Here is a 15,912-nt window from a genome sequence, read left to right on the forward strand (position 1 = left end):
GTGTCTTGGACTTTCCTGCCTTGGGCTTTACCCCTTTTGCATGCCGATCACTACCCCGGATTTCTTCGAAGCGGGTTCCCTTGTCGGGGTTCTCACCACGCAGCCGCTGGACCGCGTGCTGGATTACCGTGCGCCGGAGGGCGGCTGCTGGCTGGGCGCCTATGTCGAGGTGCCGTTGGGCCCGCGCAAGGTGTTGGGCGTGGTCTGGGGGCCGGGGCGCGGGGATTTCGACGCAAGCAAGATCCGCGCCGTGGGCCGGGTGCTGGATGCCGCGCCGATGCGCGAGGAGATGCGGCTGTTCCTCGAACGCGCCGGTGCCTACACGCTGACGCCGCTGTCGGCGATGCTGCGGCTGGCGACGCGGGCGCCGGGGCTGGGCGATCCGCCCTCGATGCGCAAGGTCTACCGCCTGGGTGAGGGAGAGCCGGACCGCATGACCGAGGCGCGCGGCCGGGTGATCGCGGCGGCGCGCGAAATGGGCGGCCTGGCGCTGACGCTGTCGGAACTGTCGGAGATGGCCGGTGTGACCACATCGGTGGTCAAGGGCCTGGTCAAGAGCGGCGCGATTCTCGAGGAGGACACGCCGCGCGACACCGGCTTTGCCCCGCTCGACCCGGACCATGGCGGCAAGGACCTGACCCCGGACCAGGCCTTGGCGGCCGAGGTCCTGCGCGCCGGGCAACGCTCCGGCGCCTACGGCACGGTGCTGCTGAAGGGGGTGACAGGGTCCGGCAAGACCGAGGTCTACCTCGAGGCGGTGGCCGAATGCCTGCGCGCGGGGCGGCAGGCGCTGGTGCTGCTGCCGGAAATCGCCCTGTCGGCGGAGTTCCTGGCGCGGGTCGAGGCGCGGTTCGGCGCGCGCCCGGCCGAGTGGCACTCCGGCGTGACCATGACAGAGCGGCGGCGCGTCTGGCGCATGGTCGGCGAAGGGCAGGCGCAGATGGTGGTGGGCGCGCGATCGGCGCTGTTCCTGCCGTTCCGCGACCTGGGCCTGATCGTCGTCGATGAGGAGCACGACACCTCCTACAAGCAGGAGGACGGGGTTCTCTACAACGCGCGGGACATGGCGGTGTTGCGCGCCTCGATCCTGGGGGCGCAGGTGGTGCTGGCCTCGGCCACGCCTTCGCTGGAAAGCTGGGCCAATGCCGATGCGGGCAAATACACGCGGCTGGACCTGGTGTCGCGCTTCGGACCGGCGGTCATGCCGGGGATGCGGACGATCGACATGCGGGCCGAGGACCTGCCGTCGAACCGCTGGATCTCGGGCACCTTGCAGCGGGCGGTGACGGTGCGGATGGAGAAGGGAGAGCAGGCGCTGCTGTTCCTAAACCGGCGCGGCTATGCCCCGGTGACGCTGTGCCGGGCCTGCGGCATGCAGATCGGCTGTGACCATTGCGACGCGCGCATGGTCGAACATCGCTTCCTGAAACGGCTGGTCTGCCACCAGTGCGGCGAGACGCGGCCATTGCCCGAGGTCTGCCCGTCCTGCCAGGTCGAGGGCAAGCTGGCGGCGGTGGGTCCGGGGGTCGAACGGCTGGCCGAGGAGGCGGCGGCGCTGTTTCCGCAGGCACGCATCGCGGTGCTGTCGTCCGACCTGTTCGGCACCGCGCGCGAGTTGAAGGCGCAGATCGAGGCGATCGCGGCCGGGGCGGCGGACATCGTGATCGGCACGCAGCTGGTGGCCAAGGGGCACAACTTTCCCCTGCTGACGCTGGTCGGGGTGATCGACGCGGATCTGGGCTTGCAAGGGTCGGACCTGCGCGCGGCCGAGCGGACCTTTCAACTGATGCGGCAGGTGGCGGGGCGCGCCGGGCGGGCCGAACGTCCGGGCGAGGCGCTGTTGCAGACCTACCAGCCCGAACACCCGGTCATCCGCGCGATCCTCGACGGTGACGAGGAAGCGTTCTGGAAGGCCGAGGCCGAGGAGCGGCGGGTCGCCGGTATGCCGCCCTATGGCCGGCTGGCCGGGGTGATCCTGTCCGGCTCGGACGTGGGCAAGGTGTTCGACCTGGGCAACCACCTGGCGCGGCACGACGGGCCGCTGCGGCGGGTCGGGGCCGAGGTCTACGGCCCCGCGCCCGCGCCCATCGCGCGGGTCCGGGGGCGGCACCGGGTGCGGCTGCTGGTCAAGGCGCCAAAGGGCGCGGCCCTGCAGGCGGCGCTGGCGGAATGGGCCGGGCAGGTGCGGCTGAGCGGCGATCTGCGCATGGCCATCGACATCGACCCGCAGAGTTTCTTCTGAGGGACGGGGGCGGACGCTGGTTGCCTGCGGCAACGCCGCCCCGCCCACCGTCCCTCAAGTGGCGCGCTCGCGGCGATTGCGCCACAACAGGGGGTCTTTTCAGGCCTTGCCTTGTTTGTTCCCGGGGTGGCCTCTACATGGCTCGGCATGAGACGATGGATCCCCTTCATGAAATCCGCGCCGCGGGTCGCGGTGGTGCGCCTTCAGGGCGCAATCGGCGTGGCCGGACGGTCCAGCCTGAGCGACCGGTCGCTGGCCGGCGTGCTGGAAAAGGCCTTCAAGTCCAAGCCTGACGCGGTCGCGCTGGAAATCAATTCGCCCGGCGGCTCGCCGGTGCAGAGCGCGCTGATCGGCGCGCGCATCCGGCGGCTGGCGGATGAAACCGAGGTGCCCGTGGTGGCCTTTGTCGAGGATGTCGCCGCCTCGGGCGGCTATTGGATCGCCAGCGCGGCGGACGAGATCATCGCCGACGCCAGCTCCATCCTCGGCTCCATTGGCGTGATCTCGGCAAGCTTTGGCCTGTCCGAACTGCTGCAAAGGCAGGGGATCGAGCGGCGGGTACACACCGCTGGCAAGTCCAAGAGCATGATGGACCCGTTCAGCCCGGAGAAACCCGAGGATGTCGAGCGCCTGAACCGACTTCTGGGGCAGCTGCACGAGACCTTCATTGGCCAGGTCAAGAGCCGCCGCGGCGCCAAGCTGACCGACAACCCCGACCTCTTTACCGGCGAAATCTGGATCGGCCAGTCGGCGGTGGACGAGGGGCTGGCCGATGGGCTGGGCCACCTGGTCCCGATCATGAAACAGCGCTTTGGCGACAAGGTACGGTTCAAGCGGTTCGAGCAGCGCAAGCCGCTGTTCCCGCGGTTCGGGGCGCAAGTGACGCAGGGCGCGCTGGGCGAGATCGAGGAACGCGCGGATTTCGCGCGGTTTGGCCTGTCTTGATCGTCAAGATTGTCTTCCTGTTCCTGATCTTCATCGGGGTGTTGGCGATGTTCGGCCGCCTGCGCGTGCCGGGGGCGCGCCAGCTGCGCAACCTGCGTGACAAGGCCCGCCTGAGTTCGGCGAAATGCCCCAAATGCGGCCGCTACCGGATCGGCAAGGGTCCCTGCGAGTGCGGCAAAGGAAGCTGAGATGGTGTTCGTCTATGCCTCCCTGGGCCTGCTGATCCTGTTGCTGGCCGGCGATGCGCTGGTCAAGGGCGCGGTCAACCTGTCGCTGCGGGTGGGGATCCCGGCTCTGATCGTCAGCCTGACCATCGTCGCCTTTGGCACCTCCGCGCCGGAGCTGCTGATCTCGATCAAGGCCGCGATGGAGGGCGCGCCCGGCATCGCGCTTGGCAACGTGGTGGGGTCGAACACGGCCAACGTGCTGCTGGTGCTGGGGATTCCGGCGATGATCACCGTGATGCACACCAGCCAGTGCGACACCCGCAAGAGCTTTGTCCAGATGATGGCGGCCACAGTGCTGTTCATCGCACTGGCCTTTCGCGGGGTGTTCGACTGGATGGCGGCGGCGCTGATGCTGGCGGTGCTGGCGGTGATCCTGGCCAGCCAGTTGCGCGACGCGCTGGCCCATCGCGCCGCGGGCGAGGTGGTCGAGGACCTCGAAGAGCCCGAGGGCGCAGACCCGGACATGCCGTGGTGGAAGATTTCGCTGTTCCTGGCGCTGGGGCTGATCGGCCTGCCGCTGGGCGCGGACCTGCTGGTCGACAGCGCCGAGGAGATCGCGCGCATGATCGGCGTGCCGGACGCGGTGATCGGCCTGACGCTGGTGGCGCTGGGCACCTCGTTGCCCGAACTGGCAACAACCGTCATGGCGGCGATCCGGCGACAGGCGGATGTGGCCATCGGCAACGTGATCGGCTCCAACCTGTTCAACCTGCTGGCAATCATCGGGGTGGCCTCGCTGATCACGCCGATCGAGGTGGCGCCCGGCTTCCTCCAGTTCGACCTGTGGGTGATGCTGGGATCCTCCCTGCTGCTGATGCCCTTCGTGTTCTTTGGCCGAGACCTGACGCGTTCCTGGGGCGTGGTCTTGTCGGTGCTCTACGTGAGCTATGTCGTCATCGTACTGACATAGGGAGACGACGATGAGCGGAGCGGCAAGGCGCGCACTGGTGACCGGGGCGGCACGACGCCTGGGCCGGGCCATGGCACTGGACTTGGCACGGCAGGGATACGCGGTGGCGGTGCACTACGCAGGCTCCGAGGCCGAGGCGCAGGAAGCCGTGGCCGAGATTCGCGCGGCCGGCGGGCAGGCCGAGGCGCTGCAGGCCGACCTGCTGGTCGAGGCCGAGATGCAAGCGCTGGTGCCGCGCGCGGCGCAGGCGCTGGGCGGGCCGCTGACGCTGCTGGTGAACAACGCCTCGATCTTTGAGTTCGACGACATCGCCGGGGCGACCCGCGACAGCTGGGACCGGCATTTCGAAAGCAACCTGCGCGCGCCCTTCGTGCTGACGCAGGGCTTGGCGGCGCAGGTGCCCGACCCGGTGCTGGACGCGGGCGGCGAGCCGGTGGCGCAGGGCCTGGTGGTCAACATGATCGACCAGCGGGTGCGCAAGCTGACGCCCGAGTTCATGACCTACACGCTGGCGAAATCGGCGCTGTGGACGCTGACGCAGACCGCCGCACAGGCGCTGGCCCCGCGTGTCCGGGTGAACGCGATCGGCCCCGGTCCGACCCTGCAGGGCGGACGGCAGGACCCCGATGCCTTTGCCCGGCAACGCGCCGCGACGGTGCTGAACAGGGGCGCCGACCCGGGCGACATCTGCGGCGCACTAGCCTACCTTGTGACCGCGAAAAGCCTCACCGGACAGCTGATCTGCGTCGACGGCGGGCAGCACCTGGGCTGGCAGACACCGGACGTGATGGGGGTCGAATGAGGGCCGGACAGAAAAGTTTTGCACCGGTAAGCCAGCATTGACAAAAGCGTTACAAAAAGGTGAAGCATATCAAGGATTTGTACGGGGCAAGAAATTTACCCTTTGAAACCAATCGCTTGAAAATGTGCCTAAAATTTAGGCACCCGTAAGAAGTCGCAGCGAAACAAGGGAAATTCACGGTTGCCCGGAATTTGCCTACAGAGTTGTCCACAGAAACCGGGGATGCATTCGGACTTGAACCGGCCTTCGCGGCATTGCAGCAAGTAGCAGAATCGGCGAGGTGCGCACGGGGAACGGGAAAGGCGCAATGAACGGGGAAATCGAAGCGACCGACGGCGCCCGCGGGCACGAGGTCATCCAGGCCTATCTCAAGACGCTCGACGGCTCGCCCGGCGTCTACCGAATGCTCGATGACCAGAGCAGGGTGCTCTACGTCGGCAAGGCGCGCAACCTGCGCGCGCGGGTGTCGAACTACGCCCGGCCTTCGGGGCATTCGCGGCGGATCGCGCGGATGATCTCGGAAACCGCGTCGATGATGTTCCTGACCACCCGGACCGAAACTGAGGCGCTGCTGCTCGAACAGAACCTCATCAAGCAGCTGAAGCCCAAGTTCAACGTCCTGCTGCGGGACGACAAATCCTTTCCGAACATCCTCGTCAGCGACCACGCCTTTCCGCAGATCCGCAAGCACCGCGGCGCCAAGAAGGACAAGGGCGCCTACTACGGCCCCTTCGCCAGCGCGGGGGCGGTGAACCGGGTGCTCAACCAGTTGCAGAAGGTGTTTTTGCTGCGCAACTGCACCGACTCCATGTTTGCCAGCCGGACCCGGCCCTGCCTGCTCTACCAGATCCGGCGGTGCAGCGCGCCCTGCGTCGGCAAGATCGACGAGGCCGGCTATGCCGAGAGCGTGGCCGACGCGCAGCGCTTTCTGTCCGGCAAGTCGACGCAGATCCAGGAGACGCTGGCGCGCCAGATGCAGCAGGCCAGCGACGACATGGAGTTCGAACGCGCCGCCGCCCTGCGCGACCGCATCCGCGCGCTGACCCAGGTGCAGACCGCGCAGGGCATCAACCCGGCGGGTGTGGCCGAGGCGGACGTTGTGGCGCTGCACATGGAGGGCGGGCAGGCCTGCGTGCAGGTCTTCTTTATCCGGGCCAACCAGAACTGGGGCAACAAGGATTTCTATCCCCGCGTGGGCGAGGACGTGGGCGCCGAGGAGGTCATGGAGGCCTTCCTGGGCCAGTTTTACGACAGCCACGAACCGCCGCGCCTGCTGCTGCTGTCGCACGGGATCGAGAACGACGACCTGATGGCCGACGCGCTGTCGGGCAAGCTGGGCCGCAAGGTCGAGATTGCGGTGCCGCAGCGGGGCGAGAAGGCCGAACTGGTCGAGGGCGCGGCGCGCAACGCCCGCGAAAGCCTGGCTCGGCGGATGTCCGAGACGGCGACCCAGGGCAAGCTGTTGCGCGGGCTGGCCGAGGCCTTTGGCCTCGATGCGCCGCCGCAGCGGGTCGAGGTCTACGACAACAGCCACATCCAGGGCACCAACGCGGTGGGCGCGATGATCGTGGCGGGGCCGGAGGGCTTTCTGAAGAACCAGTACCGCAAGTACAACATCCGCGGCGAAGAGCTGGTGCCGGGCGACGACTTCGGCATGATGAAGGAGGTGCTGACGCGCCGCCTGTCGCGCCTGCTGAAGGACGACCCGGACCGCGACAAGGGGCTGTGGCCGGACCTGATGCTGATCGACGGCGGCGTGGGGCAGGTCTCGGCGGTGGCGCAGATCATGGCCGAGCACGGGGTCGAGGACGTGCCTTTTGTCGGGGTGGCAAAGGGGATCGACCGCGATGCCGGCAAGGAAGAATTCCATCGCCCCGGAGAGCGCCCCTTTGCGCTGCGCCACAACGACCCGGTCTTGTATTTCGTGCAGCGCCTGCGCGACGAGGCGCACCGCTTTGCCATCGGCACCCACCGCGCCAAGCGGGCAAAGTCGCAGATGGCGAACCCGCTGGACGAGGTGCCCGGCGTCGGCGCCGCGCGCAAGCGCGCGCTGCTGGCGCATTTCGGCTCGGCCAAGGCGGTCAGCCGCGCCAACCTGGCCGACCTGAAGGCGGTGGAGGGGGTGAACGACGCGCTGGCGGAACGGATCTACGCGTTTTTCAACGAAAAGGCGTGATCCTTTTGGCGCGCCTTTGGCCACAATCCAATTGGCGCGCCTTCGGCCACAATCCAATTGGCGCGCCTTTGGCGCGACAGGTTTCGCTGCGTGCGGGTGCACGCAGCAGTCGAGGGGCGCTGCCCCTCTTGGCCCCGGACGGGGTCCGGGACCAATTCACCCCGGGATATTTTTAGCCAGAAGAAAGCCCGGGTCCGCGTTGTGTTCAGGCTGAAAGGCCAGCGAGACGCGTACGGATCATGTCCGGGATCGGCGCCGGGCGGCCGTCGTCGCCCGTCAGGACCTGGGTGAAGAAGCCCTCGGCGCTGGCCGTGGTGTCGTCGTTGCGGAACAGTCCAACCTCGAACCGAACGGATGAGGACCCCAGATGGCCGACCCGCAGCCCGGCGGTGATCAGGTCCGGAAAGCCGGTTTCGGCGTGGTAGCGGCAGCCGGTTTCCACGGTCAGCAGGCGCATCGCCTCGGGGCCGCGGATCTGGATGCCACTGTCCAGCTGCCAGAGGCTGATCGCCGTGTCGAAGAACGACAGGTAGGTGGCGTTGTTCATGTGGCCGTATTCGTCGTTGTCCATCCAGCGGGTGGGCAGGGTGCGAAAGGCGCGGTAGTCGGCGCGTGTGCCGGGGGGTGGGCGGCTCATCTGGTCTGCTCCGGGGACAGGGGTACGGCGGTGTCCGGGATCATTGCGACCTCAGAACGCGGAAGGCGGCCGAGGCGCCCCAGCCTGCGGCGATGGCGATGACCAGCGACATCAGCCCGTAGACAAAGGGCTGTTCGCGCGACAGACCAAAGAGCCAGCGTTCCAGGCCGACCTTGCGCACATCGATGCTGGTCTCGTAGCTGGATACCACCTTGCCGCCGCGGGTCAGGAAGATGCGGGTGGGATAGGCGCCTTCGATCAGGTCGGCGGGCATCTCGATCGCGGTGTCGAACAGTGTCTGCTGGCGGAAAGTGACGGCGTTTTCCATCAGCTGGTAAGTGCCCTCGCGGGTGCGGATGCGGATCACCGCCTCGGTGAAACTTTGGGAATCGGGCACGTTCATCGGGGCGCCGACCGAGCGGATGGCGCGCGGGATCGAGATCCCGTGGCGCAGGTCCTCGGTGTCGGAGATCGTCTCTCCCCATGGCGCGGAGGTGGCGATGGCGTAGAAGCTGGGCGCGCTGTCGACTTCGACGGAATCATTGTTGACCCAGATGCCGTAGCGCCGGGCCTGGCGCCAGACGGTCAGCGGCTGTTTTGGCCCGGCGACCGCGACGATGACCTGCAGGGGTTCTTCGGAAATGGCGGACTCGCGCTTTACGGCACCGAAGATCAGGATGTTCGAGCCGTCGAAATCGGTCGAGATCTGCACCGTGTCCTGGCTGAGCCCCAGCACCACCTCTTCGGCCCGGGCGGGCAGCGCGAATAACAGGAGGCAGGCCAGCAACAGGCGCATCAGCCTTGCCCCGCTTCGGCGATGACATAGAGTTCCGAGGGCCGCAGCAGAAGGTCGAGCGCGATCTTGCCGCAGACCATGAGGACCAGCAACGCCAGCAGGATGCGCAGCTGTTCGGCCTTGAGCCGCATGCCGATGGTCGTGCCGACCTGCGCGCCGATCACCCCCCCCACCAGCAGCAGCACGGCCAGCATGACGTCCACCGTGTAGTTCGTGGTGGCGTGAAGCATCGTCGTGAAGGCGGTGACAAAGATGATCTGGAACAGCGAGGTGCCGATCACCACCTTGGTCGGCATGTTCAGCAGGTAGATCATCGCCGGAACCATGATAAAGCCCCCGCCGACCCCCATGATCGCCGAGAGCACGCCGACCGACATGCCGACAAGCGCCGGCGGCACCACCGAGATGTAGAGACCCGAGGTGCGGAACCGCATCTTGAACGGCAGCGCGTGGATCCAGTTGTGTTTCTTGCGGGGCGGCAGGGCGCCGCGCCGGGTCTTGCGCAGGGCGCTCAGGCTTTCGACGAACATCAGCGCGCCGATGATCCCCAGGAAGACCACGTAGCAGAGCCGCACCAGCAGGTCGACCTGGCCCAGGGACTTGAGCAGGTTGAAGATGTAGACGCCCAGCGCCGCACCGATCAGGCCGCCGACCAGCAGCACGGTGCCCATCCTCAGGTCTACCGTCTTGCGCCTGAGGTGGGCCAGCAGGCCGGACACCGAAGAGGCGACGATCTGGTTGGCGCCGGTGGCCACCGCCACCGCCGGGGGGACGCCGATGAAGAACAGCAGCGGGGTCAGGAGAAAACCGCCGCCAACGCCGAACATGCCCGACAGGATCCCCACCAGCCCGCCGAGGCCGAGGAGGAGGAAGATGTTCACGGAGACTTCGGCGATGGGAAGGTACACCTGCATGGTTCAAGCTAGACCCAAGCAGGATCGCTATGCAAGTGCAGCACGCGGACCTCTCGCGACAGTGTCGCGGGGTATCGTGGCGGTGCGGCTCAGCGTTCCTTGACGTAGGGCTCGCCACCGGCGCGCGGCGGGATCGCCTTGCCCACGAAACCGGCCAGGATGACCACGGTCAGGATGTAGGGCAGCGCGTCCATCACCTGCACCGGCACCACGAAGACTCCAAGGTCGATGTTCTGGAACCGCAGCGCCACCGCCTGCAGGAAGCCGAACAGCAGGCAGGCGCCCAGCGCGTACCAGGGCCGCCACTTGGCAAAGATCAGCGCCGCCAGCGCGATGTAGCCACGGCCTGCGGTCATCTCCTTGCCGAAGAAGGGTTGCAGGCCGGTCGCCATGTAGGCTCCGGCGATGCCGCAGAGCACGCCGCAGATCGCCACGGCGGCAAAGCGGAGCCGCACGACCGAGATGCCGGCGGTGTCGACCGCCTCTGGCGCCTCGCCCACGGCGCGCAGGCGCAGGCCAAAGCGGGTGCGGAACAGCACCCACCAGCTGAGCGGCACCATCAGCAGCGCCACGTAGACCAGCGGCGCGTGCCCCGAGATCAGGTTGGCGTAGATCGGGCCGATCACCGGCACCGGCTCCAGCGTATCGGCCAAGGGCAGGTGGACGTCGTGAAAGCGCGCGTTGCCCTCCAGCGTGGGTGTCTTGCCGCCCTGGCTGAACCAGTCCTGCGCGATCAGCACGGTGATACCGGAGGCGAGAAAGTTCAGCGCCACGCCCGAGATCAGCTGGTTGCCGCGAAAGGTGATCGAGGCCAGGCCGTGGATCGCCGACAGCACCAGCGAAGCGGCGATGCCCGCCAGCAGGCCCACCCAGACGTTGCCGCTGTAATAGGCCATGGCGGCCGAAAAGAAGGCGGCGATCAGCATCTTGCCTTCCAGCCCGATATCGAAGATTCCCGCGCGTTCCGAGAACAGGCCCGCGAGGCAGGCCAGCAGCAGCGGGGTCGAGAGGCGGATCGTCGATTCGAGAACCTGGATGAGGGTGGCGAGATCCATCTCAGCTCTCCTTCCGGCGCAGCGCGAGGAACAGTTTCTCCAGCGGCATGCGCACCATGTTGTCCAGCGCCCCGGTGAACAGGATCACCAGCGCCTGGATCACGGTCACCAGTTCGCGAGGGATGCTGGCCCAGAACGCCAGCTCGGCCCCGCCCTGGTAGAGAAAGCCGAACAGCAGCGCCGCAAGGCAGACACCCACCGGGTGGGACCGGCCCATCAGCGCCACCGCGATGCCGATGAAACCGGCCCCTTCGGAGGCGTTCAGCACCAGGCGCTCGGCCTCGCCCATCGTCGTGTTCAGCGCCATCATGCCCGCGAGGCCGCCCGAGATCAGCATCGACACGACGGTGATCTTGACCGGCGAAATGCCTGCGTAGCGCGCGGCGGTCTCGGAATGGCCAAAGGCACGGATCTCGTATCCCAGCCGAGTTCGCCAGATCAGCAGCCAGACTGCCACGCAAGCCAGCAGCGCGAGAAAGAAGGTGACGTTCGCGGGCGAGCCGCGGAACAGGATCGTCTCGGAGGTCGAGAACATCTGCTGGAAGCTGGGCAGGTGCGTCGCCTCGGGGAACCGGCCGGTGGCCGGCTCCATCGCGCCCTTGGGCCGCAGCAGGTGCACCAGCACGTAGTTCAGCAGCGCCGCGGCGATAAAGTTGAACATGATCGTGGTGATCACGATGTGGCTGCCGCGCTTGGCCTGAAGCCAGGCCGGGATCAGCGCCCAGGCCGCGCCGAACAGCCCGGAGATGACGGTGACGCCCAGCAGTGCCACGGTCCAGTGCGGCCAGGGGATGAAAAGGCAGGCCAGCGCGACACCCAGGCCGCCCATCAGTGCCTGGCCTTCGCCGCCGATGTTGAACATGCGGGCATGGAAGGCGACCGAAACGGCGAGGCCGGTGAACATGAAGTTGGTGGCGTAGTAGAGCGTGTAGCCCCAGCCCGAGGATTTCATCAGCGCGCCGTTGACCATCATCTGGAAGGCGGTGATCGGGTTTTCGCCGATGGCGAGGATCACCAGCGCCGACAGGAACGCGGCGATCACGATCGAGAACAGCGGGACGAGGACCGCATCGGCCCAGGCGGGCATCTTATCCATGGCGGGCTCCGGTCAATGCTTGTCCGGCGGCAGGGCGCGCGGCACGGCCGGATGGCTCCGGCGGGAGAATCTCGGCCAGGAAGAAGCCGGGGTCGGCGTGCAGAAGGTCAGCCACGTTTCATCGCCTCCCGCCGGGCCTTTTTCGCGGCGAGTTGTTCGTCGATCGCCGCGATCATCGGCTTGTCCGGCATCTCGGTCACCCCGGCCATGAGCAGGCCCAGCTCGGTCTGGTTGGTTTCGGACGGCAGGCGTTCGCCCATCACCTGGCCGTCGAACATCACCGCGATGCGGTCGGACATCGACAGGATCTCGTCCAGTTCGACCGAGACCAGAAGGATCGCCTTGCCGGCGTCGCGCAGGTTGATGATCTGCTGGTGGATGAACTCGATGGCGCCGATGTCGACGCCGCGGGTGGGCTGGCCCACCAGCAGGATGTCGGGATCGCTCTCGATCTCGCGGGCCAGCACGATCTTCTGCTGGTTGCCGCCGGAAAAGTTGCGCGCGGCGAGGTTCGGGTTCGGCGGGCGCACGTCGAAATGGGCGATCTTGGCCTCGGCGTCCTTGTGGATGGCCTCGTTGTCCATCAGCCAGCGGTTCTTTTGATACTTCGGCTCGTTGTGATAGCCGAAGACGATGTTCTCCCAGGCGGTAAAGGGCATGATCAGCCCCTCGTGCTGGCGGTCCTCGGGGACATGGGCGATGCCGCGGCGGCGGCGGGACTGGCCGTCGGAATGTTTGCCGGTGAGGTCGATCTCCTCGCCGTTGACGCGGATCGTGCCGGTGGCGGCGGTGATTCCGCCCAGCACCTCCAGCAGTTCGGACTGGCCGTTGCCCGAAACCCCGGCGATGCCCAGGATCTCGCCGGCGCGGACATGCAGCGAGATGCCCTTGAGCCGCTCGACGCCGTGTTCGTCGACGTGGCGCAGGTTCTCGATCTCCAGCACCATCTTGCCGGGGGTGGCGGGTTTCTTGTCGACGCGCAGCAGGACCTTGCGGCCGACCATCAGCTCGGCCAGCTGCTCGGGCGAGGTCTCCGAGGTCTTGACCGTCGCCGTCATCTCGCCGCGCCGCATCACGCTGACGGTGTCGGTGATCTCCATGATCTCGCGCAGCTTGTGGGTGATCAGGATGATCGTCTTGCCCTCGCGCTTGAGGCCCTCGAGGATGCGGAACAGGTGGTCTGCCTCGGCCGGGGTCAGCACGCCGGTGGGCTCGTCCAGGATCAGGATCTGCGCCTCGCGGTAGAGCGCCTTGAGGATCTCGACCCGCTGCTGGTGCCCGACCGAGAGATCCTCGATCAGCGCGTCGGGATCGACGTTCAGCGCGTAGTCCTCGGCCAGCTTCTTGAGCACGCCGCGGGCCTTGGCCAGCGAGGGATTCAGCAGCGGGCCGTCCTCGACGCCGAGGATGACGTTTTCCAGCACGGTGAAGTTCTGCACCAGCTTGAAGTGCTGAAAGACCATGCCGATGCCGGCGGCGATGGCGGCCTGGCTGTCGGGGATCTGGGTGCGCTGGCCGTTGATGAAGATCTCGCCCGCGTCAGCCTTGTAAAAGCCGTAGAGGATCGACATCAGGGTCGACTTGCCCGCGCCGTTCTCGCCGATGATGCCATGGATCGTGCCGGGCATCACGCGGATCGCGATGTCCTTGTTGGCCTGCACGGGGCCGAAGGACTTGGAGATGCCCTTGAGTTCGATGGCGGGGGTGTCGGTCATGGCTTGGCCTTGTGACAGGGATGCCTGTCCGCCCGGACAGGGGCGGCCTTGCGGGGCAGGCGCGCGGCCTGTGAAGCAGGGGAAGCGGGCCGGAGCGCATGGCCCCGGCCCGATCGGGGATCAGAAGTCCAGCGCCGGGCAGCTGTCGTTGGTGTAGTAGGCGGTGACTTCGAGCGTGCCGTCGATGATGTCCTGGCGCGCCTTGTCCACGGCGGTCTTCATCTCGTCGGACACAAGCGCGGCGTTGTTGTCGTCCAGCGCATAGCCCACGCCGTCCTCGGCCAGGCCCAGCGTCATGAACTTGCCGGTCTCGAGGTCGGCGCCCGCGGTCATCGCCTCGTAGACGGCGACGTCGACGCGCTTGAGCATCGAGGTCAGCACCGATCCCGGGTGCAGGTAGTTCTGGTTGCTGTCGACGCCGATCGACAGAATGCCCTCGTCGGCGGCGGTCTGCAGCACGCCAAGGCCGGTGCCGCCGGCGGCGGCGTAGATGATGTCTGCGCCCTGGCTGATCTGCGCCTTGGCCAGTTCGGCGCCCTTCACCGGGTCGTTCCAGGCGGCGGGGGTGGTGCCGGTCATGTTGGCGATGATCTTGATGTCCGGGTTCACCGCCTTGGCGCCCTGCGCGTAGCCGCAGGCAAAGTGGCGGATCAGCGGAATGTCCATGCCGCCGACAAAGCCGACGGTGCCGCTTTCGGACTTCATCGCAGCCATCATGCCGACGAGGTAGGAGCCCTGGTGTTCCTGGAAGTTGATCAGCAGGACGTTCGGCGGCACTTCGGGCAGCCAGCCGTCGACGTTGACGAACTTGGTGTCCGGGTAGTCGCCGGCCACGGCGGCGATCGGCTCGGCATAGGAAAAGCCGGTGGTGATCACCGGGTTGAAGCCGGCCTCGGCAAAGCGGCGCAGCGCCTGTTCGCGCTGGGCTTCGGACTGGATCTCGATGTCGCGGTATTCGCCGCCGGATTCGGCCTTGTACCGCTCGGCGCCGTTGTAGGCGGCTTCGTTGAAGGATTTGTCGAACTTGCCGCCGAGGTCGTAGATCAGCGCCGGGTCGGCCAGCGCGGCGCCGGCGGTCAGCGCCAGCGCGGCGACGGTGCCGAGGGTCTTGGCAAAGAAGGTCATGGAGGGCTCCCTGGTGTGACGGGCGGATAAGCCGCCCGTTCCGTTTGTGATGGGCCAATCAAAGCCGCAGGGCGCGGGAGGGGTCAACCGGTTTTTACCAAGCGGTCCCGCGTGGTGGCCTGACGTCAGGGCAGAGTCCGGGTCATGATCACGGCGTCGTCGCGGGTGCCGTCCGGGCGGGTGTAGTAACCGCGCCGTCTGCCCGCCTCGGCGTAGCCCCGGTCTGCGTAGAAGGCGCGGGCAGGCGCGTTCGTGGCGGCGACTTCGAGAAAGCAGGCAGTGGCGCCTCGGGCGGTCGCTTCGGCGTGGAAAATGGCCAGGGCGCGGGTTCCTTCCCCCTGCCGCTGGACCTCCGGGTCGGCGGCCAGCGCGAGGATCTCGGCCTCGCCGGCGACCACGGTGCCGAGCACGAAGGCATGCCCGGTTGCCGCCAGCAGGGTGTGCGGTCCGGCCAGTGTCTCGGCGAATTGCGCGGCGCTCCAGGGGCGCATGTGGGTATAGGCGCGGGCGGCCAGCGCTGCGAGGGTCTCAGGCGTCATCGAGGATGTGCGGCGGCGCATCGCGCGACGGCGCGGCGTCGGCGGGCTTGAGGTACAGCGGCGCCGGGCGGAGCGGTGCGTCGCGCCATCGCAGCGCGGCGATTCGGGCAATGGCCTCGGCCGGGGCGTGGCGCGGCGGGGCGCTGTTGGCGCTGAGGCGGGCAGCGACGGCCGTGGGGGCGGAGCCGGTGCAGGTCAGTCCGGGGACGGCCCAGTTGGCCGGAAGGTCGGCCAGGGCGACCAGCTGCGCGGGAATCTCCGGGAACCGGCCGAAGGACTGCACGTAGGCCTGGTCGCGCGGGGCCGCGATGCAGGCGAGGACGGGACCGGGCGTGTCGAACGCGGCGGCCTCCAGCAGGCTCACGCCGACCGCCGGGATGCCCAGCGACAGCGCAAGACCGCGCGCTGCTGCGACCGAGAGCCGGACACCGGTGAAATTGCCCGGCCCGGTGCCGACGCCGATGGCCGCCAGGTCGTCCCAGCTCGTGCCGCTCGAGGCCAGAAGCTCCTCGATCAGGGGAAACAGCCGCTCGGCCTGGCCGCGGGCCATGGGCTCCTGCGCGGCGGCGCGGATGACCTGCCCGTCAAGCAGCGCCACGGCGACATGGGCGGAAGAGGTGTCGAAGCCGAGAATCATGTCGGTGCTTATCGCCGCGCGCGTCAGTGGATGCAAACCCGGGCGGGGCAGGGCAAAGCCGCTTCGAAGCGGCTTTGAGAAAGCGCCTTGCAAGGC

The 15,912-nt window shown here is 67.6% G+C and carries 15 protein-coding genes; 6 read left to right on the forward strand and 9 right to left on the reverse strand.

Translation table 11 applies throughout. From position 1 onward, the window contains the following. The first annotated feature begins 40 nt into the window (after window positions 1-40). The 6 genes from MAA8898_RS07245 (at window position 41) to uvrC (ending at window position 7,302) form a co-directional block, all read left to right on the forward strand. Window positions 41-2,242 (forward strand): primosomal protein N', encoded by a 2,202-nt coding sequence (locus MAA8898_RS07245; protein WP_094020317.1) that lies wholly within the window; start codon window positions 41-43, stop codon window positions 2,240-2,242. 147 nt (window positions 2,243-2,389) lie between these two features. After that, on the forward strand, window positions 2,390-3,187 hold the full coding sequence (locus MAA8898_RS07250) for a S49 family peptidase (RefSeq protein ID WP_094020318.1): 798 nt from the start codon (window positions 2,390-2,392) through the stop codon (window positions 3,185-3,187). After that, a complete protein-coding gene (locus tag MAA8898_RS07255; RefSeq protein WP_094020319.1) occupies window positions 3,184-3,375 on the forward strand; it encodes a hypothetical protein in 192 nt (63 codons plus the stop codon). The genes MAA8898_RS07250 and MAA8898_RS07255 overlap by 4 nt, the downstream gene beginning before the upstream one ends. A gap of 1 nt (window position 3,376) precedes the next feature. Continuing rightward, on the forward strand, window positions 3,377-4,324 hold the full coding sequence (locus MAA8898_RS07260) for a calcium/sodium antiporter (protein WP_094020320.1): 948 nt from the start codon (window positions 3,377-3,379) through the stop codon (window positions 4,322-4,324). A gap of 10 nt (window positions 4,325-4,334) precedes the next feature. Then, the gene (locus MAA8898_RS07265; RefSeq protein ID WP_094020321.1) at window positions 4,335-5,126 is read left to right on the forward strand and encodes an SDR family oxidoreductase; all 792 of its coding nucleotides are present in this window, start codon (window positions 4,335-4,337) and stop codon (window positions 5,124-5,126) included. A 307-nt stretch (window positions 5,127-5,433) separates the two neighbouring features. Next, window positions 5,434-7,302 (forward strand): excinuclease ABC subunit UvrC, encoded by a 1,869-nt coding sequence (uvrC, locus tag MAA8898_RS07270; RefSeq protein ID WP_094020322.1) that lies wholly within the window; start codon window positions 5,434-5,436, stop codon window positions 7,300-7,302. A 205-nt stretch (window positions 7,303-7,507) separates the two neighbouring features. Here uvrC and MAA8898_RS07275 read toward each other — a convergent pair whose 3' ends face one another. From MAA8898_RS07275 to tsaB, 9 genes are all read right to left on the reverse strand, one after another. Beyond that, window positions 7,508-7,939, reverse strand: a complete 432-nt coding sequence (locus MAA8898_RS07275) for an acyl-CoA thioesterase (protein ID WP_094020323.1) — start codon at window positions 7,937-7,939, stop codon at window positions 7,508-7,510. A 40-nt stretch (window positions 7,940-7,979) separates the two neighbouring features. Beyond that, complete coding sequence (locus MAA8898_RS07280) at window positions 7,980-8,735, reverse strand: TIGR02186 family protein (RefSeq protein WP_370738615.1); 756 nt, start codon at window positions 8,733-8,735, stop codon at window positions 7,980-7,982. Further along, window positions 8,735-9,649, reverse strand: a complete 915-nt coding sequence (locus MAA8898_RS07285) for a sulfite exporter TauE/SafE family protein (protein ID WP_094020324.1) — start codon at window positions 9,647-9,649, stop codon at window positions 8,735-8,737. Before MAA8898_RS07285 ends, MAA8898_RS07280 begins: the two co-directional genes overlap by 1 nt. 89 nt (window positions 9,650-9,738) lie before the next feature. Then, window positions 9,739-10,704, reverse strand: coding sequence for an ABC transporter permease (locus MAA8898_RS07290; protein ID WP_094020325.1), 966 nt, complete (start codon window positions 10,702-10,704; stop codon window positions 9,739-9,741). A 1-nt stretch (window position 10,705) separates the two neighbouring features. Beyond that, window positions 10,706-11,800 carry an ABC transporter permease gene (locus MAA8898_RS07295; RefSeq protein ID WP_094020326.1) on the reverse strand — a complete coding sequence of 365 codons (1,095 nt, stop codon included), beginning with the start codon at window positions 11,798-11,800 and terminating at the stop codon, window positions 10,706-10,708. A 107-nt stretch (window positions 11,801-11,907) separates the two neighbouring features. Continuing rightward, a complete protein-coding gene (locus MAA8898_RS07300) occupies window positions 11,908-13,515 on the reverse strand; it encodes an ABC transporter ATP-binding protein (protein ID WP_094020327.1) in 1,608 nt (535 codons plus the stop codon). Between the two features lie 120 nt (window positions 13,516-13,635). Next, the gene (locus tag MAA8898_RS07305; protein ID WP_094020328.1) at window positions 13,636-14,640 is read right to left on the reverse strand and encodes a BMP family lipoprotein; all 1,005 of its coding nucleotides are present in this window, start codon (window positions 14,638-14,640) and stop codon (window positions 13,636-13,638) included. A 125-nt stretch (window positions 14,641-14,765) separates the two neighbouring features. Further along, window positions 14,766-15,179, reverse strand: a complete 414-nt coding sequence (locus tag MAA8898_RS07310; RefSeq protein ID WP_094020329.1) for a GNAT family N-acetyltransferase — start codon at window positions 15,177-15,179, stop codon at window positions 14,766-14,768. Further along, window positions 15,169-15,816 (reverse strand): tRNA (adenosine(37)-N6)-threonylcarbamoyltransferase complex dimerization subunit type 1 TsaB, encoded by a 648-nt coding sequence (gene tsaB / locus MAA8898_RS07315; RefSeq protein ID WP_094020330.1) that lies wholly within the window; start codon window positions 15,814-15,816, stop codon window positions 15,169-15,171. Before tsaB ends, MAA8898_RS07310 begins: the two co-directional genes overlap by 11 nt. Between the last annotated feature and the right edge of the window lie 96 nt (window positions 15,817-15,912).

The sequence above is a fragment of the Antarctobacter aquimaris genome, assembly GCF_900184945.1.
GTDB classification, from domain to species: domain Bacteria; phylum Pseudomonadota; class Alphaproteobacteria; order Rhodobacterales; family Rhodobacteraceae; genus Maliponia; species Maliponia aquimaris.

Bases quoted from the DNA above. Each gene is read 5' to 3' on its own strand.
- MAA8898_RS07245 (WP_094020317.1), top strand. From the start codon at position 41: ATGCCGATCACTACCCCGGATTTCTTCGAAGCGGGTTCCCTTGTCGGG.
- MAA8898_RS07250 (WP_094020318.1), top strand. From the start codon at position 2,390: ATGAGACGATGGATCCCCTTCATGAAATCCGCGCCGCGGGTCGCGGTG.
- MAA8898_RS07260 (WP_094020320.1), top strand. From the start codon at position 3,377: ATGGTGTTCGTCTATGCCTCCCTGGGCCTGCTGATCCTGTTGCTGGCC.
- MAA8898_RS07265 (WP_094020321.1), top strand. From the start codon at position 4,335: ATGAGCGGAGCGGCAAGGCGCGCACTGGTGACCGGGGCGGCACGACGC.
- uvrC (WP_094020322.1), top strand. From the start codon at position 5,434: ATGAACGGGGAAATCGAAGCGACCGACGGCGCCCGCGGGCACGAGGTC.
- MAA8898_RS07275 (WP_094020323.1), bottom strand. From the start codon at position 7,939: ATGAGCCGCCCACCCCCCGGCACACGCGCCGACTACCGCGCCTTTCGC.
- MAA8898_RS07280 (WP_370738615.1), bottom strand. From the start codon at position 8,735: ATGCGCCTGTTGCTGGCCTGCCTCCTGTTATTCGCGCTGCCCGCCCGG.
- MAA8898_RS07285 (WP_094020324.1), bottom strand. From the start codon at position 9,649: ATGCAGGTGTACCTTCCCATCGCCGAAGTCTCCGTGAACATCTTCCTC.
- MAA8898_RS07290 (WP_094020325.1), bottom strand. From the start codon at position 10,704: ATGGATCTCGCCACCCTCATCCAGGTTCTCGAATCGACGATCCGCCTC.
- MAA8898_RS07295 (WP_094020326.1), bottom strand. From the start codon at position 11,800: ATGGATAAGATGCCCGCCTGGGCCGATGCGGTCCTCGTCCCGCTGTTC.
- MAA8898_RS07300 (WP_094020327.1), bottom strand. From the start codon at position 13,515: ATGACCGACACCCCCGCCATCGAACTCAAGGGCATCTCCAAGTCCTTC.
- MAA8898_RS07305 (WP_094020328.1), bottom strand. From the start codon at position 14,640: ATGACCTTCTTTGCCAAGACCCTCGGCACCGTCGCCGCGCTGGCGCTG.
- MAA8898_RS07310 (WP_094020329.1), bottom strand. From the start codon at position 15,179: ATGACGCCTGAGACCCTCGCAGCGCTGGCCGCCCGCGCCTATACCCAC.
- tsaB (WP_094020330.1), bottom strand. From the start codon at position 15,816: ATGATTCTCGGCTTCGACACCTCTTCCGCCCATGTCGCCGTGGCGCTG.